Origin of the sequence: Sulfurimonas sp. (assembly GCF_028714975.1) — a bacterium.
Classification (GTDB): domain Bacteria; phylum Campylobacterota; class Campylobacteria; order Campylobacterales; family Sulfurimonadaceae; genus Sulfurimonas.
In genome coordinates this window covers 96,338-117,970 of sequence record NZ_JAQTLH010000003.1, presented here as the reverse complement: position 1 = coordinate 117,970, position 21,633 = coordinate 96,338, and the positions used below count along the sequence as shown (strand labels likewise).

The following is a 21,633-nucleotide window of genomic DNA, read 5'->3' as shown; positions in this document are numbered from 1 at the left end:
TTTAAAGTTGAAAATTTCACATAAGCGGCGATTTGCTTGTTATATATACGATAGAGGAAAATTATCTAAAACTCATAAGAATAGGCACTCACGCACAACTTTTTGAATAAACTTTGCATAAGCAACTTTATAATAGGGACAAGCTGATTTTCAAATACGGGTCATCATAAAGGAAATTATTTTATAAATTTTACTTTGTCTCTAGGTAAAAATATTCCCTTTATGCAGTAGACTAGCTACTGCTTTATAGCATTGCCGTTTATCTCTCTTAGGGCTAGTTTTTGGATAAATGCAGACCTTGAGATGTGAAGCGGTTCGATATATTCATCGATTTTTTTTAAAATTCGCTCAGGCATAGATATATTGATACGAAGTGATTTTTCTTGACTATGCGGTTCAAAAATATTCTCTTTATTTGCGATAGCCTCGGTTAAATATGCTTTAAATGCTTCTTGAACAGAGTTTAAGGCTTCATCCGATGTTTCACCGTCGCCCATTACTCCTTTTATGTCTTTATAATATGCAAACCACCCTCTGCCGTCACTTTGGGCTACTTTTTTAATAACAAATTTTAAACTTGTCGATTTGAATAATGAAATAAAAAAAATGAGTGTTGTATGCACCCAAATGGCATTTCTTTGGGTGCATATTCTCAATAAAACAAATAGTATCAACCCATTATAAACTTTATGCTATAATATTTTCAATTGATTGAAAAGAGGATGGTATGTCAACTACTATATCACTAGAAAAACTTTATGAGTTTTCAAATCTTTATTTCTCGCTACCGACACCTGCTTTTAAAAGATATCTTTATAATAGAGTAGATTTTGCATCAAAGATGATAGGAATTTTAGGACAAAGAGGAGTTGGAAAAACTACACTCATAAGGCAACTAGCCCAAAATTATGATTTGCCCTCTTCGAAGATGCTCTATATCAGTGCTGACAACATAGTAAATAGTTTAACCGATATAGCCAAAGAGTTTAGTGCTTATGGCGGAAAATTGCTTATCATTGATGAAATACACAAAGCTGATAATTTTGCCCATGAGCTTAAAACTATCTATGATTTTTTGGATATAAAAGTGATATTTTCAGGCTCATCCGCACTAGAGATAGAAAACTCCAAAGTAGATTTGAGCAGAAGAGTTCTTTTTTATGAGTTGCACTCTTTATCTTTTAGAGAGTTTTTATCCATCAAGTTTGATATGAAGCTGCCGACATACTCACTTGCCGATATTTTGCAAAACCACTATGATATAGCTACAAAAATTACAAAAGAGTTTAAGCCATTGGAGTATTTTGCTCTTTATAAAGAGTTTGGCACTTATCCGTTTTTTACGGAAGGTGAAATTGGGTATAAACTAAGACTGAGTGAGATAATCAACATCATTCTTGATAGCGAAGTAGCTACTATTTACAATGTAGATAGTGATAAGATAAGTACTATTAGAAAACTTTTACATTTACTTTGTAGCAGTGTTCCCATGGAGCTTAATATCCAAAATATAGCACAAAGCGCAGGCGTTAGTAGAAATACACTTTATTCATATCTTTACTATCTTAAAAAAGCAAATCTTATCGAAATTATAGGCGGAAACTTTGCCCATAAAAAACTTCTTAACAAGCCCGATAAGATATATCTTGAAAATATAAATCTTTATAATATTTTGTGTTCAAGCCAAAATATCGGAAGCCTAAGAGAGAGTTTTTTTGTATCTCAACTTAAAATAAATCATGCCGTTAAATATGCTCAAAAAGGTGATTTTGTCGTGGATGATTTTTATGTTTTTGAAATAGGCGGTAAAAATAAATCATTTGAGCAAATAAAAGATATGCCAAATAGTTTTGTAGTAGCTGATGATATAGAGGTGGGATTTAAAAATAAAATTCCCCTTTGGATGTTTGGGTTTTTGTATTGAAAATCTTTTTTATAAAAATTTTATAGTATCGTACTCATCGAGATATGATTGCTATCTTGTTTTGCGACTTTTTTTTGAATTGATAGTATCTCATTGATATTTTCAATATTTCTTTTGTTTGTCGTATTGAGGATGATGACTAGCGAAGCGCTGGTGGTTAAGAGGGCGAACTTTTTTTTGTTGCCGTCTCTATCCGTTGAGAGTATGTAGCCGTTTTCTTTGTCCTCTTTGGAGTATAGCTCTCTTGCGTCATCTTTAAATTTTGAGACGATATCGGATATATTTTTTATATATGCCAGTTCGCTATCTTCATTTAACTCTACTCCGACAAAAAAATCATCTCCGCCGATGTGAGCTTTGAAAAACTCTTGGGGCAAATTTTTTCTCAAAATATCCGCAAAAAGTATAATGGCTCTATCCCCGTTTCTAAATCCGTATACATCGTTAAACGCTTTAAAGTTGTCTAAATCAAAGTAGCATAAAATATAGGAATTTTTGTTTTGGCTAACATCGGAGAGATACCTCTCTATCATAGCGTTTCCGGGGAGTTTGGTTAGCGGATTTTGCTCTCTTGCGTATAGTAGATTTTGCTCATTTATGATGGATATGATGGCTCTGACGGATAAAAAACCGTAATATTTCGAGTTGTTAGTCATTATGATTCCGCTAGATTCAGGGTTGTTTGAAAAAAGCTCTATTATGGTTGATATATTGCAGTTTATCTCCGTAATGCCGCAAGGAAGTATGAGATTTTTGAGTTTTGAATTTTTTGTACCGTTGTTTATGATTAGAGATCTGCCGTAAGGTGAATATACAAATTCTTTTATTTTGCTCTCATACAAGATGCCAAGAGGTTCGTTGTCTGAATTTACTACGGGAATTAAATCTGTCTGTGGATTTTTTCGGAAATACTCAAGAACCAGATTCATATCGGTATCAACACAAATAGGAGCTTTTTTATCTAAATATGTCTCTATTTGATAGTTGCTGTTTATAACTCTTTTTTCAATGTTTAAAATATCTAAGATATGCGGATATTCGGTTAAAATTTCTGCCGTTTTTGTAGTCGGTTTTTGAACCAGATAACCCTGAATAAAATGACAGCCGATATCTCTACAAGCCAAAAGTTCCTCTTTGCTCTCAACACCCTCGGCTATTACTTTGATGCCGAGTTGAATGGCTAAGTGGGTTATGCTTCTTGTCATAATCTTTTTTTTGATATCGTTTTGTATGCCGCTTAGAAAAAATCTATCTATTTTTATGACATTTGGTTTGCACTCATAGAGAAGTTTATAGCCTGAGTAACCGACTCCAAAATCATCAATCGCTATGCAAAATTTTTCATCTTTATAGTGGTTGAGAATCTCTTGCATGTTAGAGTTGTTTGACACTTCGTATCTCTCTGAAATCTCAAAACAGACGCTGTTTCTATCTACATTGTAGCGTTTTAAAAGTTTGTTTGTATTTCCGTTTGAGAAGTCGGGCATCTCAAGAAGTCTGTTGTCAAGATTGTAAAAGAGTTTAATATTTTCATAACCCTCAATAGTTATGAATTTTTTTAAAGCTTTTTTTCGCAGTTTTAAATCAAAAGAGTAGAGCAGATTGTCTTTGTATACTTCGTCAAAAAGTTCAAAGATAGAGCTAAATCCCACCTCTTCATAGTTTCTTAGAAGTGCTTCAACTGCAAAAATCTTTCCGGTGTGAATGTTTAAGATTGGTTGAAACGCAACATCTAAAACTCTTAGGTTTTGTATCCATTTTTTTGGTAAATTACTTTTCATGGCACAATTTTAGTGCCGAATTGTTTCAAGAAGATTACAATGATTTAGCGTTTAGATACTTTTTTGTTTAGGCATGTGTAGTGAAAAAATACATAGAGTGCCGTGTCCTATGCCTTGGCTCTCAAGCGTGACATCTCCACCTAGAATTTTTGCCATTTTTTTACTTAGCGATAAACCTAAACCTGTTCCTTTATGACTCTTTTGCATAACATTTTCGAGTTGAGTAAAGTCGTTAAATAGATGTTTCATATCATCTTTAGATATCCCTATACCGCTATCTTTTACACTGACATATAAATTTTCTTCATCATTATAGAGTTCTAGTGATATGTTTCCCTCACCTGTAAATTTTATAGCATTAGAGATAAGATTTACAACAATTTGTTTAAACATTTTAGGGTCTGTTTTATAAATTTTATTATCAAAATTATTGAAAATTAAATCAAATTTGATATTTTTATCTTTAGCCAAAGGAGAAAGCATATTGTAACAACTTTGAAGTACCGCTAAAATGTTTACATTTTCAATATGCGCTTCCATCTTGCCGGCCTCAATTTTAGCTATGTCTAAAATTTCATTTATCATACTTAGCAGGTATTGTGCAGATGATTCAATGTTTATAACTGTATCTTTTTGATCCTCATTTAGCTCTTCATACTCAATCATATATTGTGCAAAACCTATAATGGCATTTAGCGGGGTTCTAAGTTCATGTGACATGTTGGAGATAAATGCGGACTTTGCTTTTGATGCCGAGGTGGTTCTCTGGATTAGTCTAATTTTATCAAGCTGTAGAGTTATCATTGAAGCAATTGAGTTGTAAAAATCTTGTTCATTTTTATCTTCAAAGCTCTCTACGCCTAATTCAATAGAACCAAAATATATTTTCTCATCATTCTCAAAGTCTGTAACATAAAGATTTGTACACTCTTTGTCGGTAGCTATATTTTGATTTTTTTGAAAATATAAATCATCTTTATTTGTTAACTTTTTTATCTCCTGCATTGAGACATCTATACACTCATCTTCACTTTTTGTCTGAATGATAGTATTGAAGACTTCGATTAGCTGAGTAAACCTTTTTAGTCTCAACTTGTTCTCTTCTTCTAGCGTTTGCAGTGCAAAAGAGGTGGTTTTAAGCATATCATTAAAAGAGTGCGTAAGAGTAGCTATCTCATCTTGTGATTTTACCTCTAATTGTGCAGAGTAGTTATGTGTTTTTGTTATGTTGTCGGTTATATTTGTCAGCTCTTCAATAGGCTTTACAATCTCTTTTGATTGTTTTATGGATACATAGATAATCAGTATAAAAATAACAAATGAGATATAGAGCATAAAACTGATAAAGTCATATAAAAATTCAAATGCAACACTTTTATCTACCGCGTATACAATATAGCGATTATTTAAAATAGATGATAATTTTTCATAAACAACAACATACTTATTATCTATAATATTGTTTGTCTTGTTGTTGAAATTTATCTCTATAGGGATGTTTTCACCTATGATAAAACTACTTTTTGGATCTATTATATATGAGTGTATGGTGTCATTATGTGTTAGATATGAATCTAAGTTTTTTAAATTATATTTTAAAACTAAAAACCCCAGCTTTTTTGTCTTATCGAATGATGCGGTGATTTGTGAATAGATGTATAAATAGTTATCTTTTATATATGTTCCGTAGTTTTTTACATTTAGCTCATTCATGCTATATTTTATGAGTAAATTATCTTTATTTGATGAGGCGACTATTGTAGAATCAAGAGCAACAGCCATAAAAGTAATATCTAAATTCAAATCATCATATCTTTGAGTTAAAAGTCTTGAAATTCTTTTATCTATATCTTCAGCCAAAAGGTCATCCATCAAATCAAGAGAGCTTAGAAATTTAACCTCTTTAGTTAAGCTATTTAAATGATTGTCAATTAAGTTTACAACAACTTTTGTTCTATCAAAATGTTCAGTAATAGTCTTGTTTACTATTTTTGTTTCACTTAAAAAAAGTGTATATATTAAAAGTGTAAGAAATGGTAAAAATCCAATCCCTATAAATGTAGATAGAAGTTTGTAGCGTAATGATTTTTTAAAAAAATCAAACATCTTGAAGTCTTGTTCTTATGGCTAAAATTTCATCTAAGCTATCCATAAATAGCTCAACTACTTTTGGATGAAAATGCGAACCTGAATCATTTTTTAAAATTTCAATAGTTTTTTCAAGTGTAAAAGCCTTTTTATAAGGTCTTTCACTCAGTAGTGCATCAAAAACATCAACAACCGCTACGATGGCACCGCTAAGTGGTATATCATCGCCGATAAGAGCATTTGGATAGCCTTTGCCATTATATTTTTCATGATGAGTATGGGCTATCTCTGCCGCAAGTTTTAAAAGAGGTGTCTTTTTTTGAGAGAGTATCGAGTAACCGATATGTGAGTGCTGTTTCATTACTTCAAATTCTTCATCATCGAGTTTAGAGGGTTTTAAAAGTATATTGTCTGCAATACCGACTTTTCCGATATCATGCATAGGAGATGCTAATCTCATAAGTTCAACATCATCATCGCTCCATGCAAATTTTTTAGCGATTAGTGCTGCCATTTCACCGACTCTAAGAGTGTGCGCTGAGGTTTCATTATCTCTGTACTCAGCAGTTTTAGCTAAAATTGATATGATGTCTTGTTCACTTTTTTGCACTTCAGCGAGTGCTTCTTGCAACTCTTTTGTTTTTTTAGAGACTTCTGATTCCAAGATTTTTTTGTGGTCTTTAAGCATGTTTTGATAAGCTCCGAGTTTAATAGCATTTTTAACTCTAAGTCCAAATTCAATTATGTCATAAGGCTTTGTCAAATACTCATTTGCACCGAGTTTTAGCCCTTTGGTGATAGCTTCTTTATCTGAGAGTGCTGAAATAATGATAAGTGGAATGGCTGAGAATCTATCATCACTCTTTATAATGCTTGTAGCTTCATATCCGTTCATAACGGGCATCATTAAGTCCATTAAAATCAAATCAACTCTTTGGGTGTTTAAAATTTCTATGGCTTCTTTGCCATTTTCGGCTTCTACAACACTAAACCCCTCTTTTGTTAATATCTTAGAAGCTACTTTTCTATTCATCAACTCATCGTCGCATAAAAGTACACACTCCATTATTCGCTCCATTTATATAAAACTTTTACACTCTCATCAAGATTGCTAGCGTTAATATATCCTACGGCACCTTCAACATTTTTTACAAAAGCTTTAACGCTATCACTCGATTGCATACTAATCGGTGGTCTTTTTCCAAGATAATGTTGGTTCATCCAATATGATTTCAATCTCTCAAAATCCATTTCCAATACTTTATTTTCAAATTTTTCTCTTGTTGAATCTCTTGCTTCTAGGTTTATGGGTACGATGTTTATATTGTCAATAACTGTTATTTTTTTTAAAAATATCGCTTTAATCTGTGAATGTGACAAATCTTTCATTTTACTGCCTGATATTACAACATAATTATCAGCAAACAGCAGTGTGGAAAAAAACAGTATAACAAGTGAGATTTTTATAACTGTTTTCATTAAAATAGCATTGAAAAAGAGAGTAAAAGTTGATTAAATGTACTATCCGAATGAAACTGATATTCAGATTTGATGGCAATGGGGCGCAGAGGTCTATATGTATATCCCAAAATTAGCATATCATCAGCAATTTTTTTGACACTGTCATCATATGACTCAACTCTTATAATTCCAAGATGTTGTTCTGTAAATCTATATAAGCCCTGAACATACCCCGCATAGTCGGTAGTGTAATTATTTTTGGATTTTTGAGAACCCACTTCAGCTAAAACCTGATACTTGCTAGATTCATATTTAGCAGATGCTAACATATAGTAGAGGTCATGGTAGAGAACAGAGTCATTAAGATTATAAAAGTAGCCGCTGTTTAGTTTAAAAGTATAGTTATCCATCTCGTAAGATATGCCAAAAGCATAATGTTTATCAATTTTGTAATTATTGTATTCATAGCTAAGGTCATTATTGTGCTGCAGCATAACATCTACTTTTATTTCGCCATTGCCGTAGTAAAGATAAGAAGCATTTAAACCGGTTGTAAATTTAGGGAAAAGTATGTTTGTACTCATTGGGTTTGATGTTGTTTCGCGTAAGACATTTACCGGCAGTAGGTTCCAAAAACCAATAGATGAGTTATATTTACCGACTCTAAACATATAGTTTTCATTAAAATTATAGTCTACATACAACCTCTCTGCATATAATTTGTTGTTATGCGTCGTATTTTTTATATTGTTTTTGTATGTTTGAACATACATCTCTTTAAACTCAAACTCAGCCAAGTAAGAGAAATTTTTATAATCACCGTAACCTAAAATAGCTATATCATCAATTCGGTATCTATCTATATCATCTTCATGTTTGTAGTCAAGTGAAAAATAGCCGCCGATATAAAGAGGCAAAGAGCCTACCTGCGCCCCTTTACCTAATTGATACTCATCTTCGGCATATAGTGTCAATAAAAAAGTAAATAGCAAAATAAGACTACGCATGTATAATCTTCCTAGTTTATAGATTTAACCACTTTTTAGCTATAGCTTTTAGAGATTCCGGATTTTCTGAGGCAAAAAATTCCAGTTTTGTTGTTTGGTATCTTGTGTCAAAACAAAAACTCTTTTGAAGTTGCTCGACAATGGCATCGCCGGAGTGTATAAATACGGTGTCTTTGCTGAAATAGTTTTTTAGTGCATTTGTAATTAGCGGAAAGTGCGTACAGCCGAGTATAACGGCATCAGGTTTTGTAATACTCTTAAAGTAGTGTTTAAAAGCGGCATCTAAAATTTCACCCTCATAAATCTCCTCTTCGACGATAGGGACAAAAAGACCCGTCGCTTTTGCTTCTAAATTTGTAAAGCCTTCGGCTTTTAAACCTATCTCGTAGGCTTTAGAGTTGACGGTCGCTTTTGTTCCAAGGATTAGAATATTTGAGTTTTTATCTTTGAGCGCATTTGCCGTTGCTAAGATACCGGCTTCAACAACTCCTATTACGGGGCAGGGTGAAACTTCTCTCATCTCGCTAAGAGCATGTGCGCTGACTGTATTGCATGCAACAATGATAAGATCAAGTTCAAAGTTTTTGAAAAACTCGACAGCTTCAATAGCGTAACGAATGATAGTTGATTTGTCTTTTATGCCGTAAGGTACTCGTGCGGTATCGCCAAAGTAGACAATCTCTTCAAAGAGTTTGTTTTCTAAAAGTGATTTTACAACCGTTAGTCCGCCGATTCCGCTATCAAATACACCTACTTTCATAGTTTATTGGTTTGGATTCATGCTTTCTAAAAATTCTGCATTAGTCGGTTTTTTACCCATAGTCGTGTAGACAAATTTAAGCGCTTCGACTTCATCATCTTGTTTGTGAATCATCTGACGAAGAATAAATACTTTTTGCAGTACATCAGGACCCACAAGAAGTTCATCTTTTCTCGTTCCTGATTTAAGGATGTCGATAGCAGGGAAAATTCTTCTATCTGCGATTTTTCTATCAAGAATAACTTCTGAGTTACCCGTACCTTTGAACTCTTCAAAGATAACTTCATCCATTCTGCTTCCCGTATCCACAAGAGCCGTTGCGATGATGGTCAAACTTCCGCCGTTTTCTATATTTCTTGCAGCTCCGAAGAATCTCTTTGGTTTATGTAGAGCATTTGCATCCACACCGCCTGATAAAACTTTACCGCTTGAAGGTGTTACGGTGTTGTAAGCACGGGCAAGACGAGTGATAGAGTCAAGAAGTATGACGACATCTTTGCCAAGTTCGACTCTTCTTTTTGCTTTTTCTATTACCATTTCGGCAACTTTTACATGGTTTTTTGCAGGCATATCAAAAGTTGAGCTGTAAACTTCACCTTTGACGCTTCTCTCCATATCAGTTACCTCTTCGGGTCTCTCATCAACAAGTAAAACCATCAAATCTATCTCTGGGTGATTGTGCGTGATACCGTGAGCAATCTCTTTTAAAAGTTCCGTTTTACCGCTTCTTGGAGGTGCGACGATAAGTCCGCGCTGACCTTTTCCGATAGGAGCAAACAAGTCCATCATACGACCTGTAAGTCCTTTTTCTCTATACTCAAGTTTTATCTGATCAGTTGCATAGAGCGGAGTTAGGTTTTCAAAAAGAGGTCTTTTCTTACTCTCTTCAGGCGGAAGCGAGTTTACGGCTTCTATCTTGATAAGCGCATAGTATCTCTCTTGCTCTTTTGGAGGACGGACTTGCCCCGTTACGACATCCCCGTTACGAAGAGCAAAGCGTTTGATTTGGGTGTTTGAAACATAAGCGTCGTTGATGCTCTCGTCAAAACTCTTATCGATTGAACGGATAAAACCGTAACCGTCTTGCATAATCTCTAAAATACCGCTAAAGAGGATGAAACCGCCTTGCTCCGTTTGAGCTTTTAAGATTTCAAAGATAAGGTCTTGTCGCTTTAGCTCATTTGGCTGCTCAATATTTAACTCAACAGCCATAGCCGTCAGCTCTTCTATGCTTTTAACGCGTAGGTCTTCAACACTGGCACCTTTTACGGGTTTGTGCGTTCTTGTCTTTGCATTGGTTGTTTTGTTGTTATTGTTACTGTTTTTGCGAGGCTGTTGTGAATCTATTTCGCTCATAAGATAGCTACCTTAATATTTTGAGATTTTGCACTGTGGGTATTTTTCTGTCGTGCATCGGGAAAGTGTAAGATATGTTTCATACATTTTGATAGCGTAATTTTACACTAATAGAAGTTGTAATGTCAAGTGTGTTAAAATGCGGCTTATGAAAAATAATAATAAATACAAAATTTTAGTAACAAATGATGACGGATATGAAGCAAACGGTTTGCTTTGTTTAATTAAAGCGCTTAAAGAGTTGGATGATGTCGAGGTAATCGTCGTGGCTCCGGCAAACGAGAAATCGGCTTGCGGACACTCGCTCACTCTCATTAGACCGCTTCGCTTTATAGGAATTGAGGATAACTTTTTTAAACTAGACGACGGAACACCGAGTGACTGCGTATATCTTGCTCTCAGTACGATATTTGTAGATTTTAAACCAGACCTCTTAATCAGCGGAATAAACCGCGGTTCAAATATGGGCGAAGATATTACATACTCGGGAACTGCAGCAGGAGCGATGGAAGGAGTTTTGCACAATATTCCCTCAATTGCCATCTCGCAAGTAATGGATTTTTCAGACCCGCAAGGTGATTTTACTTTAGCGCAAGAGACGATTAAAAAGTTGGTTTTAAAAATAAAAAACGGCTCTTTTCCTCTTCCTGAGCGAGAGTTTTTAAATGTGAACATTCCTCCGGCTATTGATGTAAAAGATCCAAAAATGCTCATAACTTATGCAGGATATAGAATGTATGCAAATGATTCGCATCTGCACAGAAATCCCAGAGGCGAGGAGTACTACTGGCTGGGGCTTCATCCGCTAAATTTTGCGGCGCGCAGAGGCAATGAGGGTATAAGCGATTATGAAGCTATTGCGGGTGGAGATATATCTATAACGCCTATTCAGCTTGATATGAGCGCATATAAAAGTATGAATAGTCTCAAAGAGTGGATAGAGCAAAAGTGAAATACGAACGCATAAAATCTCTTTTGGGGGATGATTTTTCCAAGCTTCAAAATGCAAAAGTTTTACTTTTAGGAGTCGGCGGAGTCGGCGGACATTGCCTTGACTGTCTAAGTCGAAGTGGCGTGGCAAATATAACAATAGTAGATTTTGACACTTATGACCTCTCAAATCAAAACCGTCAGATGTGGTCGGAGTTGCACGAGGGTGAGATAAAAGTTGAATCGCTCAAAAAACATTATCCGCATATAGAGACAATAAATGCAAAAATAGACGAGCAGTGGGTATGGGATTTTGATTTTGACGAGTATGATTTGGTTCTTGATGCGATTGATGACATTAAAGCAAAACTCGCTCTTGCTCAAAAATGTCATAAAAAACTGATTTCATCGCTAGGGAGCGCAAAAAGGCTTGACCCTACAAAAGTCCAAGTGGGCGATGTATGGAAAAGCTACGGCGATAAATTCGGCTCCAAAATCCGTTATGAGCTAAAAAAAAGAGGCTTCAATAAAAAATACAAAGTTATATTTAGTGCAGAAGAAGCAAAAGTAAAAGATAAAGGGAGCTTTATCGGCGTTACGGCTACTTTTGGACTTGTTATGTGCAGCGAAGCCGTTAAAAAAATAGTCTCAAAATAAAGGGAAAAATTGTTTGATTTTTTAAAGAGTGATTGGTTTAATATAACTTTAGAGATAATTTTTCTCATACTTATCTCTTACGATATAAAGAAATATATTGAAACTAAAAAAAGAGAATATATAGTAAATATAGTTCTAACCGTACTCTTTGCAGTGTGGACTTTATACCCATACTACAACAGCTATATCGGATGGGACGAAAACCAAAAATCAGAGATGATTTCTACCTGCAAAAACGATAGCAATGCCTCATTATGCGAATGTGTAGATGATAAGATTTTTAAAGAATACACTTACGAAGAGTACAAAACGGTAGATAAAAACAGTTCTGATTTTAACAAGTTTATAAATAAAGCCAAAGAGGAGTGCTTAGATGATTCATGGTTTTGATATCAATGATGAGCTTATTTGCGAAGGAATAGTCGGTGACGGATGCGGAGGCGGAAGGCTTTTTTTTGTAAAAAAAGAAACACTATACGCCCACGACCCAATCTCAAAAGAGAATATTACACTTGCGCAAAACATAAAAAAAGCAAAGAAGGTTAGCAAAAGCAAGTGCGTCATAACAATAGAGTGTGAAGATGAGAAGATAGAGTTTGATTTGTCTAAGATGCAAAAAAAGTAAAAATAAAAATCTTTTGAAGATAGGATTGAAATTATGACTATCTTTAACCAAAACTTGCCGATAAAATAAAAAGTTAATTTGATATAATTGTAGAAAAATTAAAAGAAGAGAATAATTTATGGAAAAAATCGAGCCGATGACACTCTTTGGGTATAACAAACTCCAAGCTGAAGTGAAGTATTTAAGAGAAGTTAGAAGACCGCAAATCGTAAAAGATATAGAAGAAGCATTGGGATACGGTGACTTAAAAGAGAATGCCGAATATCATGCTGCAAAAGAGAATCAAAAACTTATAGATATAAGATTGGCTGAACTTGCCGAGCTTATCGGCTCTTCTAAAATAGTAAATCCAAGTGAACTTGAACATTCAAGAGTGAGCTTTGGTTCAACTGTTGTCATGGTAGATTTAGCTACGGATAAAGAGTCGACTTATACAATTGTAGGTGGATGCGAATCTAATCCTGATATGGGACTTATATCATTTAACTCCCCTTTGGCAAAACAGCTTTTAGGAAGAGAAGAGGGTGACGAGATAAAAGTACAGCTTCCAAACGGAACAAAAGAGTTTGAAGTAATTGAGATAAGATATCAGGAGATAGTATTTGAGTGTCATTAATGTCGGTGTTATAGGTGCAAGCGGATATACCGGGCTTGAACTTGTAAAAATTCTTATAAATCATCCAAAATTTAATCTCTCTTATGTTGCAAATACGGACGGCAATACGACTCTTGGCAAGCTTCATCCATCTTTAAATAAAGTTTGTGATTTAGAGGTTAAAAAAGCAGAGTTTGATGAGTGTGCCGCAAGTTGTGAACTTGTTTTTTTAGCACTTCCGCATCAAACGGCTATGGCTTATGTCAAACCGCTTATCGAAAAAGGTTTGAGAGTTGTTGACCTCTCGGCTGATTATAGACTGCCTCAAGATATTTATGAAGAGTTTTACTGCCCTCATACCGATACGAAAAACTTAGAACATGCGGTTTACGGCTTGCCTGAACTATTTGAAAAAGAGTTAAAAAGTGCAAAACTTGTTGCAAATCCGGGATGTTTTCCGACCTCTGCGGTTTTGGGAGTTCTGCCGTTTATGAGCAAAAGAGTAAAACATACGCCGATAATAATCGACTCAAAAACCGGCGTAAGCGGTGCAGGTAAAAAACTTAGCGATGTAACGCACTTTGTAAATGTAAATGATAATCTTTTCGCATACAATCCGCTTATGCATAGACACGCGCCTGAGATTGCACATAAGCTTGGAGTTGATTTTGATGAGGTTCATTTTGTTCCGCATTTATGCCCTCTAACAAGAGGAATGTTAAGCTCTATCTACATTCAAGTAGAGGGTGATTTTGATGCATATGCCGTGCTTGAAGAGTTTTACAAAGATGCTAAGCATGTAAGAGTTAGCAAAAATCCGGTTGATATGAAGAGTGTAGCAGGAACTAATTTTTGCGACATCTATGTAAAACGAAAAGCGAATATGCTATTTATCTCAAGTGCGATAGACAATCTTATGAGAGGCGCATCATCCGCAGCGGTTGCCAATGCAAACTTGATGATGGGTTTTGATGAAGATTTAGGTGTACCGAACATAGCTTATGTCCCATGAGATAAAAAACGGTGCATTTGTTGTAGCAGATGCACACTACTCACATAATCGTCCGAAGTTTTTAGAGTTTTTAAAGAGTATTGCACTCAAAGAATTAAATCCGTCACAGCTTATTTTGATGGGAGATATCTTTGATGCTCTCTTTGGAGAAATCACTTACACCCACAAAAAAAATCAAGAGGCAATTAAACTTTTAAATGAGATATCTTTAATCGTAGAAGTTATCTATTTAGAGGGAAATCACGACTTTAATTTAAAAAATATATTTCCGCATGTAAAGATTTTTCCTATCTCCTCTCAGCCCGTTATATGTAGATATGAAGATAAAACGGTTCTGTTGGCGCATGGCGATATAGAGAGCGATTTAGGGTATAAAATTTATTCATTATTGATTAGAAATCATTTTGTTTTGTCTATTTTAAAGGTTATCGACTCTTTGAGCGGACACTCCATCTTAAAACGCCTGGATTTGTATTTGGATAAAAAAGATGATTGCAAAGAGTTTGTAGGATTAGAAAAATTTATGTCAAAGAGATTGGACGAAAAATATAAATGTGACTACTTTGTTGAAGGACATTTTCATCAAAACAAAACTATAAAATTAAAATATTTCAGATATTTTAATTTAGGTGCTTTTGCTTGCAATCAAAGATACTTTATTGTAAAATCAACACAAGATATAGAGTTTTTAGAAGAGAAAATTTTCTCAAAAGGGATTTAAAGTATGAATATAGAAGATTCATTAAAGGTTGGCTCAAATGAGATGGAACTTGTAGATTTCCGTATTTTCAAACAAGAAAAAGGCGGAGTTTATGAAGGTATTTACGGGGTAAACGTATCAAAAGTCCGTGAAATAATTAAGCTGCCGAAATTGACGGAACTTCCGGGTACCCCTGAGTTTATTGAGGGTATTTTTGATTTAAGAAGCATAGTTATACCTGTTGTTAATTTAGCAAAATGGATGAAAATCAGCGAACCTGAGGGAGTTGAGAAAAATTCAAGAGTAGTAATTACTGAGTTTAATAATGTACTCATCGGCTTTATAGTTCATGAAGCAAAACGCATCAGAAGAGTAAGTTGGGCAGATATAGAGCCGGCATCTTTTATGAGCAATAGTGCCTCTGCCGAAGGAAGCAAAATAACGGGTGTTACCAAAATAGAGGGCGATAATGTTCTTCTTATCTTGGATTTAGAGAGCGTCGTTCAAGATCTCGGTCTTTATGAACCCGATACGCAGTTTAATGTGACAGAGATTGAAAACTTTTCCGGCTTGGCTCTTGTTTTGGATGATAGTTCAACGGCAAGAAAAATTGTTAAAGAAGCACTTATGAAAATGGGTTTTGATGTTCTTGAAGCAATGGACGGAGAAGAGGGTTTAGAAAAACTAAATGATCTCTATGAGCTGTACGGCGATAAAATATCTAAAAATTTAAAGATAATCGTTTCAGATGTCGAGATGCCTAGAATGGACGGTTTTCATTTTGCCGCAAATGTCAAAGAAGACGGAAGATTCGGCAATATTCCAATTGTATTTAACTCTTCAATCAGTGATCATTTTAGTGAACTTAGAGGTGTTGAAGCGGGCGGTGAAGCTTATTTGGTTAAATTCCAAGCAAGTTCATTTTATAACGAAATAGCGCGAGTCGTTCGTGCACATATGAAGTAGGAGTATAAATATGGATGAATTTCAAGAGATATTACAAGATTTTTTGGTTGAATCTTTCGAGTTGATTGAACAGCTAGATCAAGATTTGGTAGAATTAGAGACCAGACCTGATGATTTAGAACTTTTAAACAGAATATTTCGTGTTGCACATACGGTAAAAGGTGCTTCATCATTTTTAAATTTTGATGTTTTAACACATTTGACTCACCATATGGAAGATGTTTTAAACAGAGCAAGACACGGAGAATTGGTAATTACTCCGGATATTATGGATGTTATTTTAGAGTCAATCGACCTTATGAAAACGCTTTTAAATATTATCCGCGATACAAGCGCTGACGGTGGCGTTGATGTTTCTGCCTGTGTTGCCAGACTTGACAGATGCGTCGGAGGAAGTGGAGAGATTAAAACTCCCGTATCTCAGGCGGCTCCAAAAGTCGAAGAAGAACCTGAAATTGAGTTTGTAGATACAGAAGATGATCTTGACTATGAAAATATGGGTGCGGATGAGCTAGAAGCAGAGATAGAGAGACTTTTAAATCAGAGACAGGCTGAAGACAAAGTTAAAAGAGCGGCTAAAAAAGGAAGCAATGCTTCTTCATCTGAGCCCGAAGAAGAGTTTACGGAAGAGGATTATGAGCCGACTATAAAAGTTCCGATGACGGTAAATCCGACTCCTAAACCGGCTTCAATTAGAGATAGTTCAGACTCGGATGATGCTAGAGCTGCGGCACCTGCAAAGAAACAGCAAGTTGTTGAACAGACAATCCGTGTTGATGTTAAAAGACTTGACCATCTTATGAACCTTATCGGAGAACTTGTTCTTGCTAAAAACAGACTTATTAAAATCAACGATGATGTTGAAGAGCGATATGAGGGTGAGGGATTCCTTGAAGAGTTAAACCAAGTAGTATCTATCGTGTCTCTAGTTACGACAGACCTTCAAATAGCGGTTATGAAAACAAGAATGCTTCCAATCGGTAAAGTATTTAACAAATTTCCGAGAATGATTCGTGATTTAAGCAGGGAACTGAACAAAAAAATAGAGCTTGAAATATTCGGTGAAGAGACGGAGCTTGACAAATCTATTGTTGAAGAAGTAGGCGATCCGCTAGTTCATATTATTAGAAATTCATGCGACCATGGAATAGAGATACCTAAGATTCGTGCAGAACAAGGTAAAAATGAAACAGGAACGATTAAGTTAAAAGCATATAATGAGGGAAATCAAATCGTTATTCAAATAGACGATGACGGAAAGGGTCTTGATGCAGATATGCTCAAGAGAAAATCTTTAGAAAAAGGTCTTATCACTCAAAAAGAGTCGGATAATATGAGTGACAAAGAGGCATTTACCCTTATATTTAAACCGGGCTTTTCAACCGCAGCTACAGTAACCAATGTCTCAGGACGAGGTGTTGGTATGGATGTTGTAAAAACAAACATTGAGAAGTTAAACGGAATTATTGATATCGACAGCGAAGTAGGTATCGGAACATCGATGAAGCTTAAAATCCCACTGACTTTAGCCATTATCCAAGCACTTTTAGTCGGTGTTCAAGAGGAACATTATGCTATTCCGCTAGCTTCGGTTTTAGAGACTGTTAGAATTTCTAAAGATGAAGTTTACACGGTTGAGGGTCGTTCGGTTATGAGATTGCGCGAGGATGTTCTTCCTCTTGTGCATATCGGAGATATTTTTGAAGTTGAACGCATTTTAGATTCTAGTGAATATGCGTATGTGGTCGTACTCGGTTTGGGCACAAGCAAACTAGGACTAATTGTGGATACATTGGTAGGGCAGGAAGAGATAGTTATAAAATCTCTCGGAGAGTTCCTAAAAGGTATAGAAGGTATTGCGGGAGCTACTATTCGCGGTGACGGCGGAGTAACGCTTATCGTTGACGTTATAGCGATTATGGATATGTCAAAGCGTGTTAAAACAAAAGCTCTAAAAGACACTACATCGGATGCGGCGATGTCAACGCGTGAAAAAACAAAAGCAAGTGATTATGCGGTTATGATTGTAGATGACTCTAAAACGGATAGAACTATTATGAGAAAAGCTCTTGAACCGCTTGGGATAACTTTGGTTGAAGCAGGCGACGGACAAGAAGCGCTAAGTATATTAAAGCAGGGTGATTACAATTTTGATGCGATGCTAGTAGACATCGAGATGCCTAGAATGGACGGATACTCTTTAGCGATTGAGATTAAAAAATATAATCGTTATAAAAATTTACCTCTGATTGCCGTAACATCTCGCACGGGTAAATCCGATCGTATGCGCGGTGTTGAATCCGGAATGGTAGAATATATAACAAAACCGTATTCTGCGGACTATTTGGCTAGTGTAGTTCAAAGAAATATAAACTTTAAATCGGAGTTTTTAAGATGAGTGATAAATTAAAGCAAGTAATCAGCAAACAACGAAAACATGAAGAAGATAGTTTAAAACGCTCTGATGATATAGTTCAGTTGGTTGGATTTGTAATCGGAGATGAGGAGTATGCGGTTCCGATTTTAGCTATTCAAGAGATTATTAAACCGTTTCCGTGGACAAGAGTTCCTCAAGTTCCAAAGTATGTGGTAGGTGTTTTTAATATGCGCGGTGCCGTTATACCTCTTATAGATCTTCGTTTGAAATTTGGACTCAGCCCTAAAAAGCATAATGAGGAGACAAGATTTATAGTTATGAGGCACGGTGATGATATTGCAGGATTTGTAATCGATAGACTTACAATGGCTATTAGAATCAGCAAATCAAAAATCGGACCCGCACCTGAGACTGCTAACGGCGATGATACCGCAATTGACGGCGTTGGAAAACAAGAAGATAGAATTATAACAATACTCAAAGTAAACAAACTTTTAGAGAGAGATTTCTAACCTCATTGATATGAATAACTCATCTTTAGATATTGTACTTACCGGCGATAAGCTCTCTTTAAAATTTAAAGGTGAGCTTACTCTTTATAATCTCACAAAACATAAAAAAAGAACAGACTCACTGGATTTAAGTAAAGTTCGCAGTGTAGTTATAGACTTATTGGAACTAACTTTTTTAGATAGTGCCGCTTCCATTTTTATAAATAATTTACAAAACCGGCTCTCTTTAAATAGCGCTTTGCATATAGAGCTTCTTTGCAATGATACGGAAGTTTTGGATATGCTTGAACTAGTTAGAGCACAGAAATTAAATTGCGGAGAAATTTTAGAGCGCAGAAAAAGAGGTTTTGTAAAAAAACTGGGTGAAAATACATATAAAAATTATCTTAGTTTTTTATCTTTTATGTCGTTTATGGGTGAACTTTTTGCAAATAAACTTTATTATCTCTTATCATATAAAAATATCCGATATAAAGAGATTGCTTTTGAGATAAACGAAAGTGCCGTAAAAGCATTCGGTATTGTGGCATTGACTAGTTTTTTAATAGGTTTGGTTGTAGCATATCAATCGGCATATCAGCTTAAATTGTACGGTGCCAATATATTTATAGTCGATATGTTGGGTATATCGATTTTAAGAGAGCTTTCACCGCTGATAACGGCGATAGTCATTGCAGGAAGAAGCGGTTCGGCGTTTACCGCACAAATAGGTGCTATGAAGATAACTCAAGAGCTTGATGCTATGCAGACTATGGGCTTTGATCCATATAAGTTTTTGGTTATTCCTAAAATTGCCGCACTTATGATTACTCTGCCCATACTCATTTTTGTATCCGATATCATGGCGATTATCGGCGGAATGGTTGTTGCAAATTTGGATTTGGGTATTACGGTGGATATGTTTTTGGATAGATTCTCCAATGTCGTAGGAGTAAAACACTTTGTTGTAGGGATTGTAAAGGGACCTTTCTTTGCCTTTTTAATCGCTTCTATAGCGATATACAGAGGTTTACTAGTCAGAGACGATACTCAAAGCATAGGGTTTAATACTACAAAAAGTGTAGTAGAATCTATTTTTGCGGTTATTATATGCGATGCGGTTTTCTCGATTGCTTTTACAAATTTGGGAATATAATGAATAATATTATTGAAGTAAGAGACGTAAAAACACTCTTTGATAACAGAATTATTCACGACGGAATCAATATTAGCGTTCCAAAGGGAAGCATTTACGGTCTTTTAGGTCCGAGCGGATGCGGCAAAACAACTCTTTTAAGAGAAATGGTAATGCTTCAAAAAATTGACGGCGGAGATATTGAAATACTCGGGCAAAAAATAAATAATATTCAGTACGACGAAGCAATGCGGCTGAGAAAAGAGTGGGGTGTTTTGTTTCAATCGGGAGCGCTCTTCTCATCGTTAAATATCAAAGAAAATATTGCCCTCTCGCTTGTAGAGTATAGTGATCTCTCTCAAGAGATGATTAATGAGATAGTAGCATTTAAGATAAGCATTGTCGGTTTGAAGGCAAGCGATGCCAATCTATACCCGTCACAAATAAGCGGCGGAATGAAAAAGAAAGCGGCTTTGGCACGTTCGCTTGCTATGGATCCCAAACTTCTATTTTTGGATGAACCTACAAGCGGATTGGACCCGATCTCTGCTAGAGAATTTGATGCTTTGATATTAAAGCTTCGTGATTTGCTGGATCTGACCATTATTATGGTTTCGCACGATTTAAAATCAATTTACGATACCGTTGATAAAGTTGCAATTATAGATAATAAAAAAGTGGTCTATGAGGGTAATTTGGATAATATATTAAATGTTGAAAATGAGTTTATAAAAACTTTTTTTCATGGAAATCAAAATTATATGACGCTGCAAAATACCAGTTACACAAAAGAGAAAAAAAGTTATGAATAATAGAGTAAATTACAGTCTAGTCGGATTTTTAGTTCTTTTTGCTTTATCTGCTATGATGGGATTTGGCTACTGGCTTTTAAAACCGTCCAAAGAGATTGAGATGAAAGTATACGCTATATACTTTGATGAATCGGTTTTGGGTTTAAATATGGACGCACCGGTAAAATATAGGGGGATAAATGTCGGAAAAGTAACGGCACTTAACATTAACCCAAAAAACTCTGAACAAGTTGAAGTTTTAATAAATGTTTTAAAAAACACTCCGATAAAGTCATCTACGGTTGCACAGCTTACATCGCAGGGAATTACCGGACTTAGTTATATAAATTTAAGCTTTGGTGACGGGAATGCTCCGTTTCTTGAAAGAAAAAAGGGAGAGGAGTATCCTGTTATAAAAACAATACCCTCACTGCTTATAAAACTTGAAAATACATTCGGAGATGTGACTTATAATCTATCTGAGACGCTGCAAAGAACAAAAGAGTTGCTAAAAGAGGAAAATCAAGCAGAATTCTCTTTATTACTAAAAAATAGTGCTGTTTTTGTCTCTAAAATGAATCAAATACTAGATGATGAAACTATTGTGAATGTAAAAGAGACTATGAAAAATCTCAATAGCGCTTCTAAAAAAATAGATGAGATGATGCCTCGTGTTGAGAAATTGATAGATAATAGTATTGGATGGGAAAATAATATATCTGCTTCTTTTGGCTTAATCGTCAAAAGCTATGCCGGAATTGCAGGCTCTATGAATACATTCAAAGAAGCATTGCAAAGCGGTGATTTTAACCTAAGAGAGATGAGCAGCGATCTTTTACCTACTATGAACAATACGCTTTTTGAGATGCAGAATTTAATTATAAAAATAGAAGACACTCTTGATAAACATGATAGAAGTCCGAGTGATATCATATTTATGAAAGAGCAAATTAAAAAAGGTCCGGGAGAGAAGTAAT

At 35.2% G+C, this 21,633-nt stretch carries 23 protein-coding genes; 15 read left to right on the top strand and 8 right to left on the bottom strand.

Annotation, left to right across the window (positions count from 1 at the left end; genetic code table 11):
• Positions 1-20: 20 nt before the first annotated feature.
• Positions 21-110, top strand: a complete 90-nt coding sequence (locus PHQ93_RS03960) for a type II toxin-antitoxin system YafQ family toxin (protein WP_299941455.1) — start codon at positions 21-23, stop codon at positions 108-110.
• Between the two features lie 126 nt (positions 111-236).
• Here the strand turns inward: PHQ93_RS03960 and PHQ93_RS03955 are convergent, their stop codons facing one another.
• A complete protein-coding gene (locus tag PHQ93_RS03955; protein WP_299941109.1) occupies positions 237-497 on the bottom strand; it encodes a type II toxin-antitoxin system HicB family antitoxin in 261 nt (86 codons plus the stop codon).
• Positions 498-727: 230 nt separating this feature from the next.
• On the opposite strand from PHQ93_RS03955, the gene PHQ93_RS03950 reads away from it, so the two are divergent.
• On the top strand, positions 728-1,924 hold the full coding sequence (locus PHQ93_RS03950; protein WP_299941107.1) for an AAA family ATPase: 1,197 nt from the start codon (positions 728-730) through the stop codon (positions 1,922-1,924).
• Between the two features lie 20 nt (positions 1,925-1,944).
• Here the strand turns inward: PHQ93_RS03950 and PHQ93_RS03945 are convergent, their stop codons facing one another.
• The 7 genes from PHQ93_RS03945 to rho are packed head-to-tail and all read right to left on the bottom strand — an operon-like array spanning position 1,945 to position 10,377.
• Positions 1,945-3,705 (bottom strand): GGDEF domain-containing protein, encoded by a 1,761-nt coding sequence (locus PHQ93_RS03945; protein WP_299941105.1) that lies wholly within the window; start codon positions 3,703-3,705, stop codon positions 1,945-1,947.
• 51 nt (positions 3,706-3,756) lie between these two features.
• Positions 3,757-5,811, bottom strand: a complete 2,055-nt coding sequence (locus tag PHQ93_RS03940) for an ATP-binding protein (RefSeq protein WP_299941103.1) — start codon at positions 5,809-5,811, stop codon at positions 3,757-3,759.
• Positions 5,804-6,859 carry an HD domain-containing phosphohydrolase gene (locus tag PHQ93_RS03935; RefSeq protein ID WP_299941100.1) on the bottom strand — a complete coding sequence of 352 codons (1,056 nt, stop codon included), beginning with the start codon at positions 6,857-6,859 and terminating at the stop codon, positions 5,804-5,806. Before PHQ93_RS03935 ends, PHQ93_RS03940 begins: the two co-directional genes overlap by 8 nt.
• Entirely contained in the window at positions 6,859-7,272 is a 414-nt protein-coding gene (locus PHQ93_RS03930) for a hypothetical protein (RefSeq protein ID WP_299941097.1), read from the bottom strand. The genes PHQ93_RS03935 and PHQ93_RS03930 overlap by 1 nt, the downstream gene beginning before the upstream one ends.
• A complete protein-coding gene (locus PHQ93_RS03925; protein WP_299941095.1) occupies positions 7,272-8,261 on the bottom strand; it encodes a hypothetical protein in 990 nt (329 codons plus the stop codon). The genes PHQ93_RS03930 and PHQ93_RS03925 overlap by 1 nt, the downstream gene beginning before the upstream one ends.
• A 16-nt stretch (positions 8,262-8,277) precedes the next feature.
• Complete coding sequence (murI, locus tag PHQ93_RS03920; protein ID WP_299941093.1) at positions 8,278-9,021, bottom strand: glutamate racemase; 744 nt, start codon at positions 9,019-9,021, stop codon at positions 8,278-8,280.
• 3 nt (positions 9,022-9,024) lie between these two features.
• Positions 9,025-10,377, bottom strand: a complete 1,353-nt coding sequence (gene rho / locus PHQ93_RS03915) for a transcription termination factor Rho (protein WP_299941090.1) — start codon at positions 10,375-10,377, stop codon at positions 9,025-9,027.
• Between the two features lie 148 nt (positions 10,378-10,525).
• Between rho and surE the strand changes: the two genes are divergently transcribed.
• The 13 genes from surE (at position 10,526) to PHQ93_RS03850 (ending at position 21,632) form a co-directional block, all read left to right on the top strand.
• Positions 10,526-11,329 (top strand): 5'/3'-nucleotidase SurE, encoded by an 804-nt coding sequence (surE, locus tag PHQ93_RS03910; RefSeq protein WP_299941088.1) that lies wholly within the window; start codon positions 10,526-10,528, stop codon positions 11,327-11,329.
• Positions 11,326-11,964 (top strand): ThiF family adenylyltransferase, encoded by a 639-nt coding sequence (locus PHQ93_RS03905; RefSeq protein WP_299941086.1) that lies wholly within the window; start codon positions 11,326-11,328, stop codon positions 11,962-11,964. The genes surE and PHQ93_RS03905 overlap by 4 nt, the downstream gene beginning before the upstream one ends.
• 9 nt (positions 11,965-11,973) lie before the next feature.
• Positions 11,974-12,354, top strand: a complete 381-nt coding sequence (locus PHQ93_RS03900; RefSeq protein WP_299941084.1) for a hypothetical protein — start codon at positions 11,974-11,976, stop codon at positions 12,352-12,354.
• Positions 12,338-12,589 (top strand): thiamine biosynthesis protein ThiF, encoded by a 252-nt coding sequence (locus PHQ93_RS03895; RefSeq protein WP_299941081.1) that lies wholly within the window; start codon positions 12,338-12,340, stop codon positions 12,587-12,589. The genes PHQ93_RS03900 and PHQ93_RS03895 overlap by 17 nt, the downstream gene beginning before the upstream one ends.
• Before the next feature lie 118 nt (positions 12,590-12,707).
• Entirely contained in the window at positions 12,708-13,205 is a 498-nt protein-coding gene (gene greA, locus PHQ93_RS03890; protein ID WP_299941078.1) for a transcription elongation factor GreA, read from the top strand.
• Positions 13,192-14,196 (top strand): N-acetyl-gamma-glutamyl-phosphate reductase, encoded by a 1,005-nt coding sequence (gene argC, locus PHQ93_RS03885; protein WP_299941075.1) that lies wholly within the window; start codon positions 13,192-13,194, stop codon positions 14,194-14,196. The genes greA and argC overlap by 14 nt, the downstream gene beginning before the upstream one ends.
• On the top strand, positions 14,186-14,917 hold the full coding sequence (locus PHQ93_RS03880; RefSeq protein WP_299941071.1) for a metallophosphoesterase: 732 nt from the start codon (positions 14,186-14,188) through the stop codon (positions 14,915-14,917). Before argC ends, PHQ93_RS03880 begins: the two co-directional genes overlap by 11 nt.
• A 3-nt stretch (positions 14,918-14,920) precedes the next feature.
• The gene (locus PHQ93_RS03875; RefSeq protein ID WP_299941066.1) at positions 14,921-15,862 is read left to right on the top strand and encodes a chemotaxis protein; all 942 of its coding nucleotides are present in this window, start codon (positions 14,921-14,923) and stop codon (positions 15,860-15,862) included.
• A 10-nt stretch (positions 15,863-15,872) separates the two neighbouring features.
• Positions 15,873-18,260 carry a chemotaxis protein CheW gene (locus PHQ93_RS03870; protein ID WP_299941063.1) on the top strand — a complete coding sequence of 796 codons (2,388 nt, stop codon included), beginning with the start codon at positions 15,873-15,875 and terminating at the stop codon, positions 18,258-18,260.
• Complete coding sequence (locus tag PHQ93_RS03865) at positions 18,257-18,751, top strand: chemotaxis protein CheW (RefSeq protein WP_299913529.1); 495 nt, start codon at positions 18,257-18,259, stop codon at positions 18,749-18,751. Before PHQ93_RS03870 ends, PHQ93_RS03865 begins: the two co-directional genes overlap by 4 nt.
• A gap of 10 nt (positions 18,752-18,761) precedes the next feature.
• Positions 18,762-19,886 (top strand): MlaE family lipid ABC transporter permease subunit, encoded by a 1,125-nt coding sequence (locus PHQ93_RS03860; protein WP_299941061.1) that lies wholly within the window; start codon positions 18,762-18,764, stop codon positions 19,884-19,886.
• Entirely contained in the window at positions 19,886-20,677 is a 792-nt protein-coding gene (locus tag PHQ93_RS03855) for an ABC transporter ATP-binding protein (RefSeq protein ID WP_299941059.1), read from the top strand. The genes PHQ93_RS03860 and PHQ93_RS03855 overlap by 1 nt, the downstream gene beginning before the upstream one ends.
• Positions 20,670-21,632 (top strand): MlaD family protein, encoded by a 963-nt coding sequence (locus PHQ93_RS03850; RefSeq protein WP_299941057.1) that lies wholly within the window; start codon positions 20,670-20,672, stop codon positions 21,630-21,632. The genes PHQ93_RS03855 and PHQ93_RS03850 overlap by 8 nt, the downstream gene beginning before the upstream one ends.
• The last annotated feature ends 1 nt before the right edge of the window (position 21,633 follow it).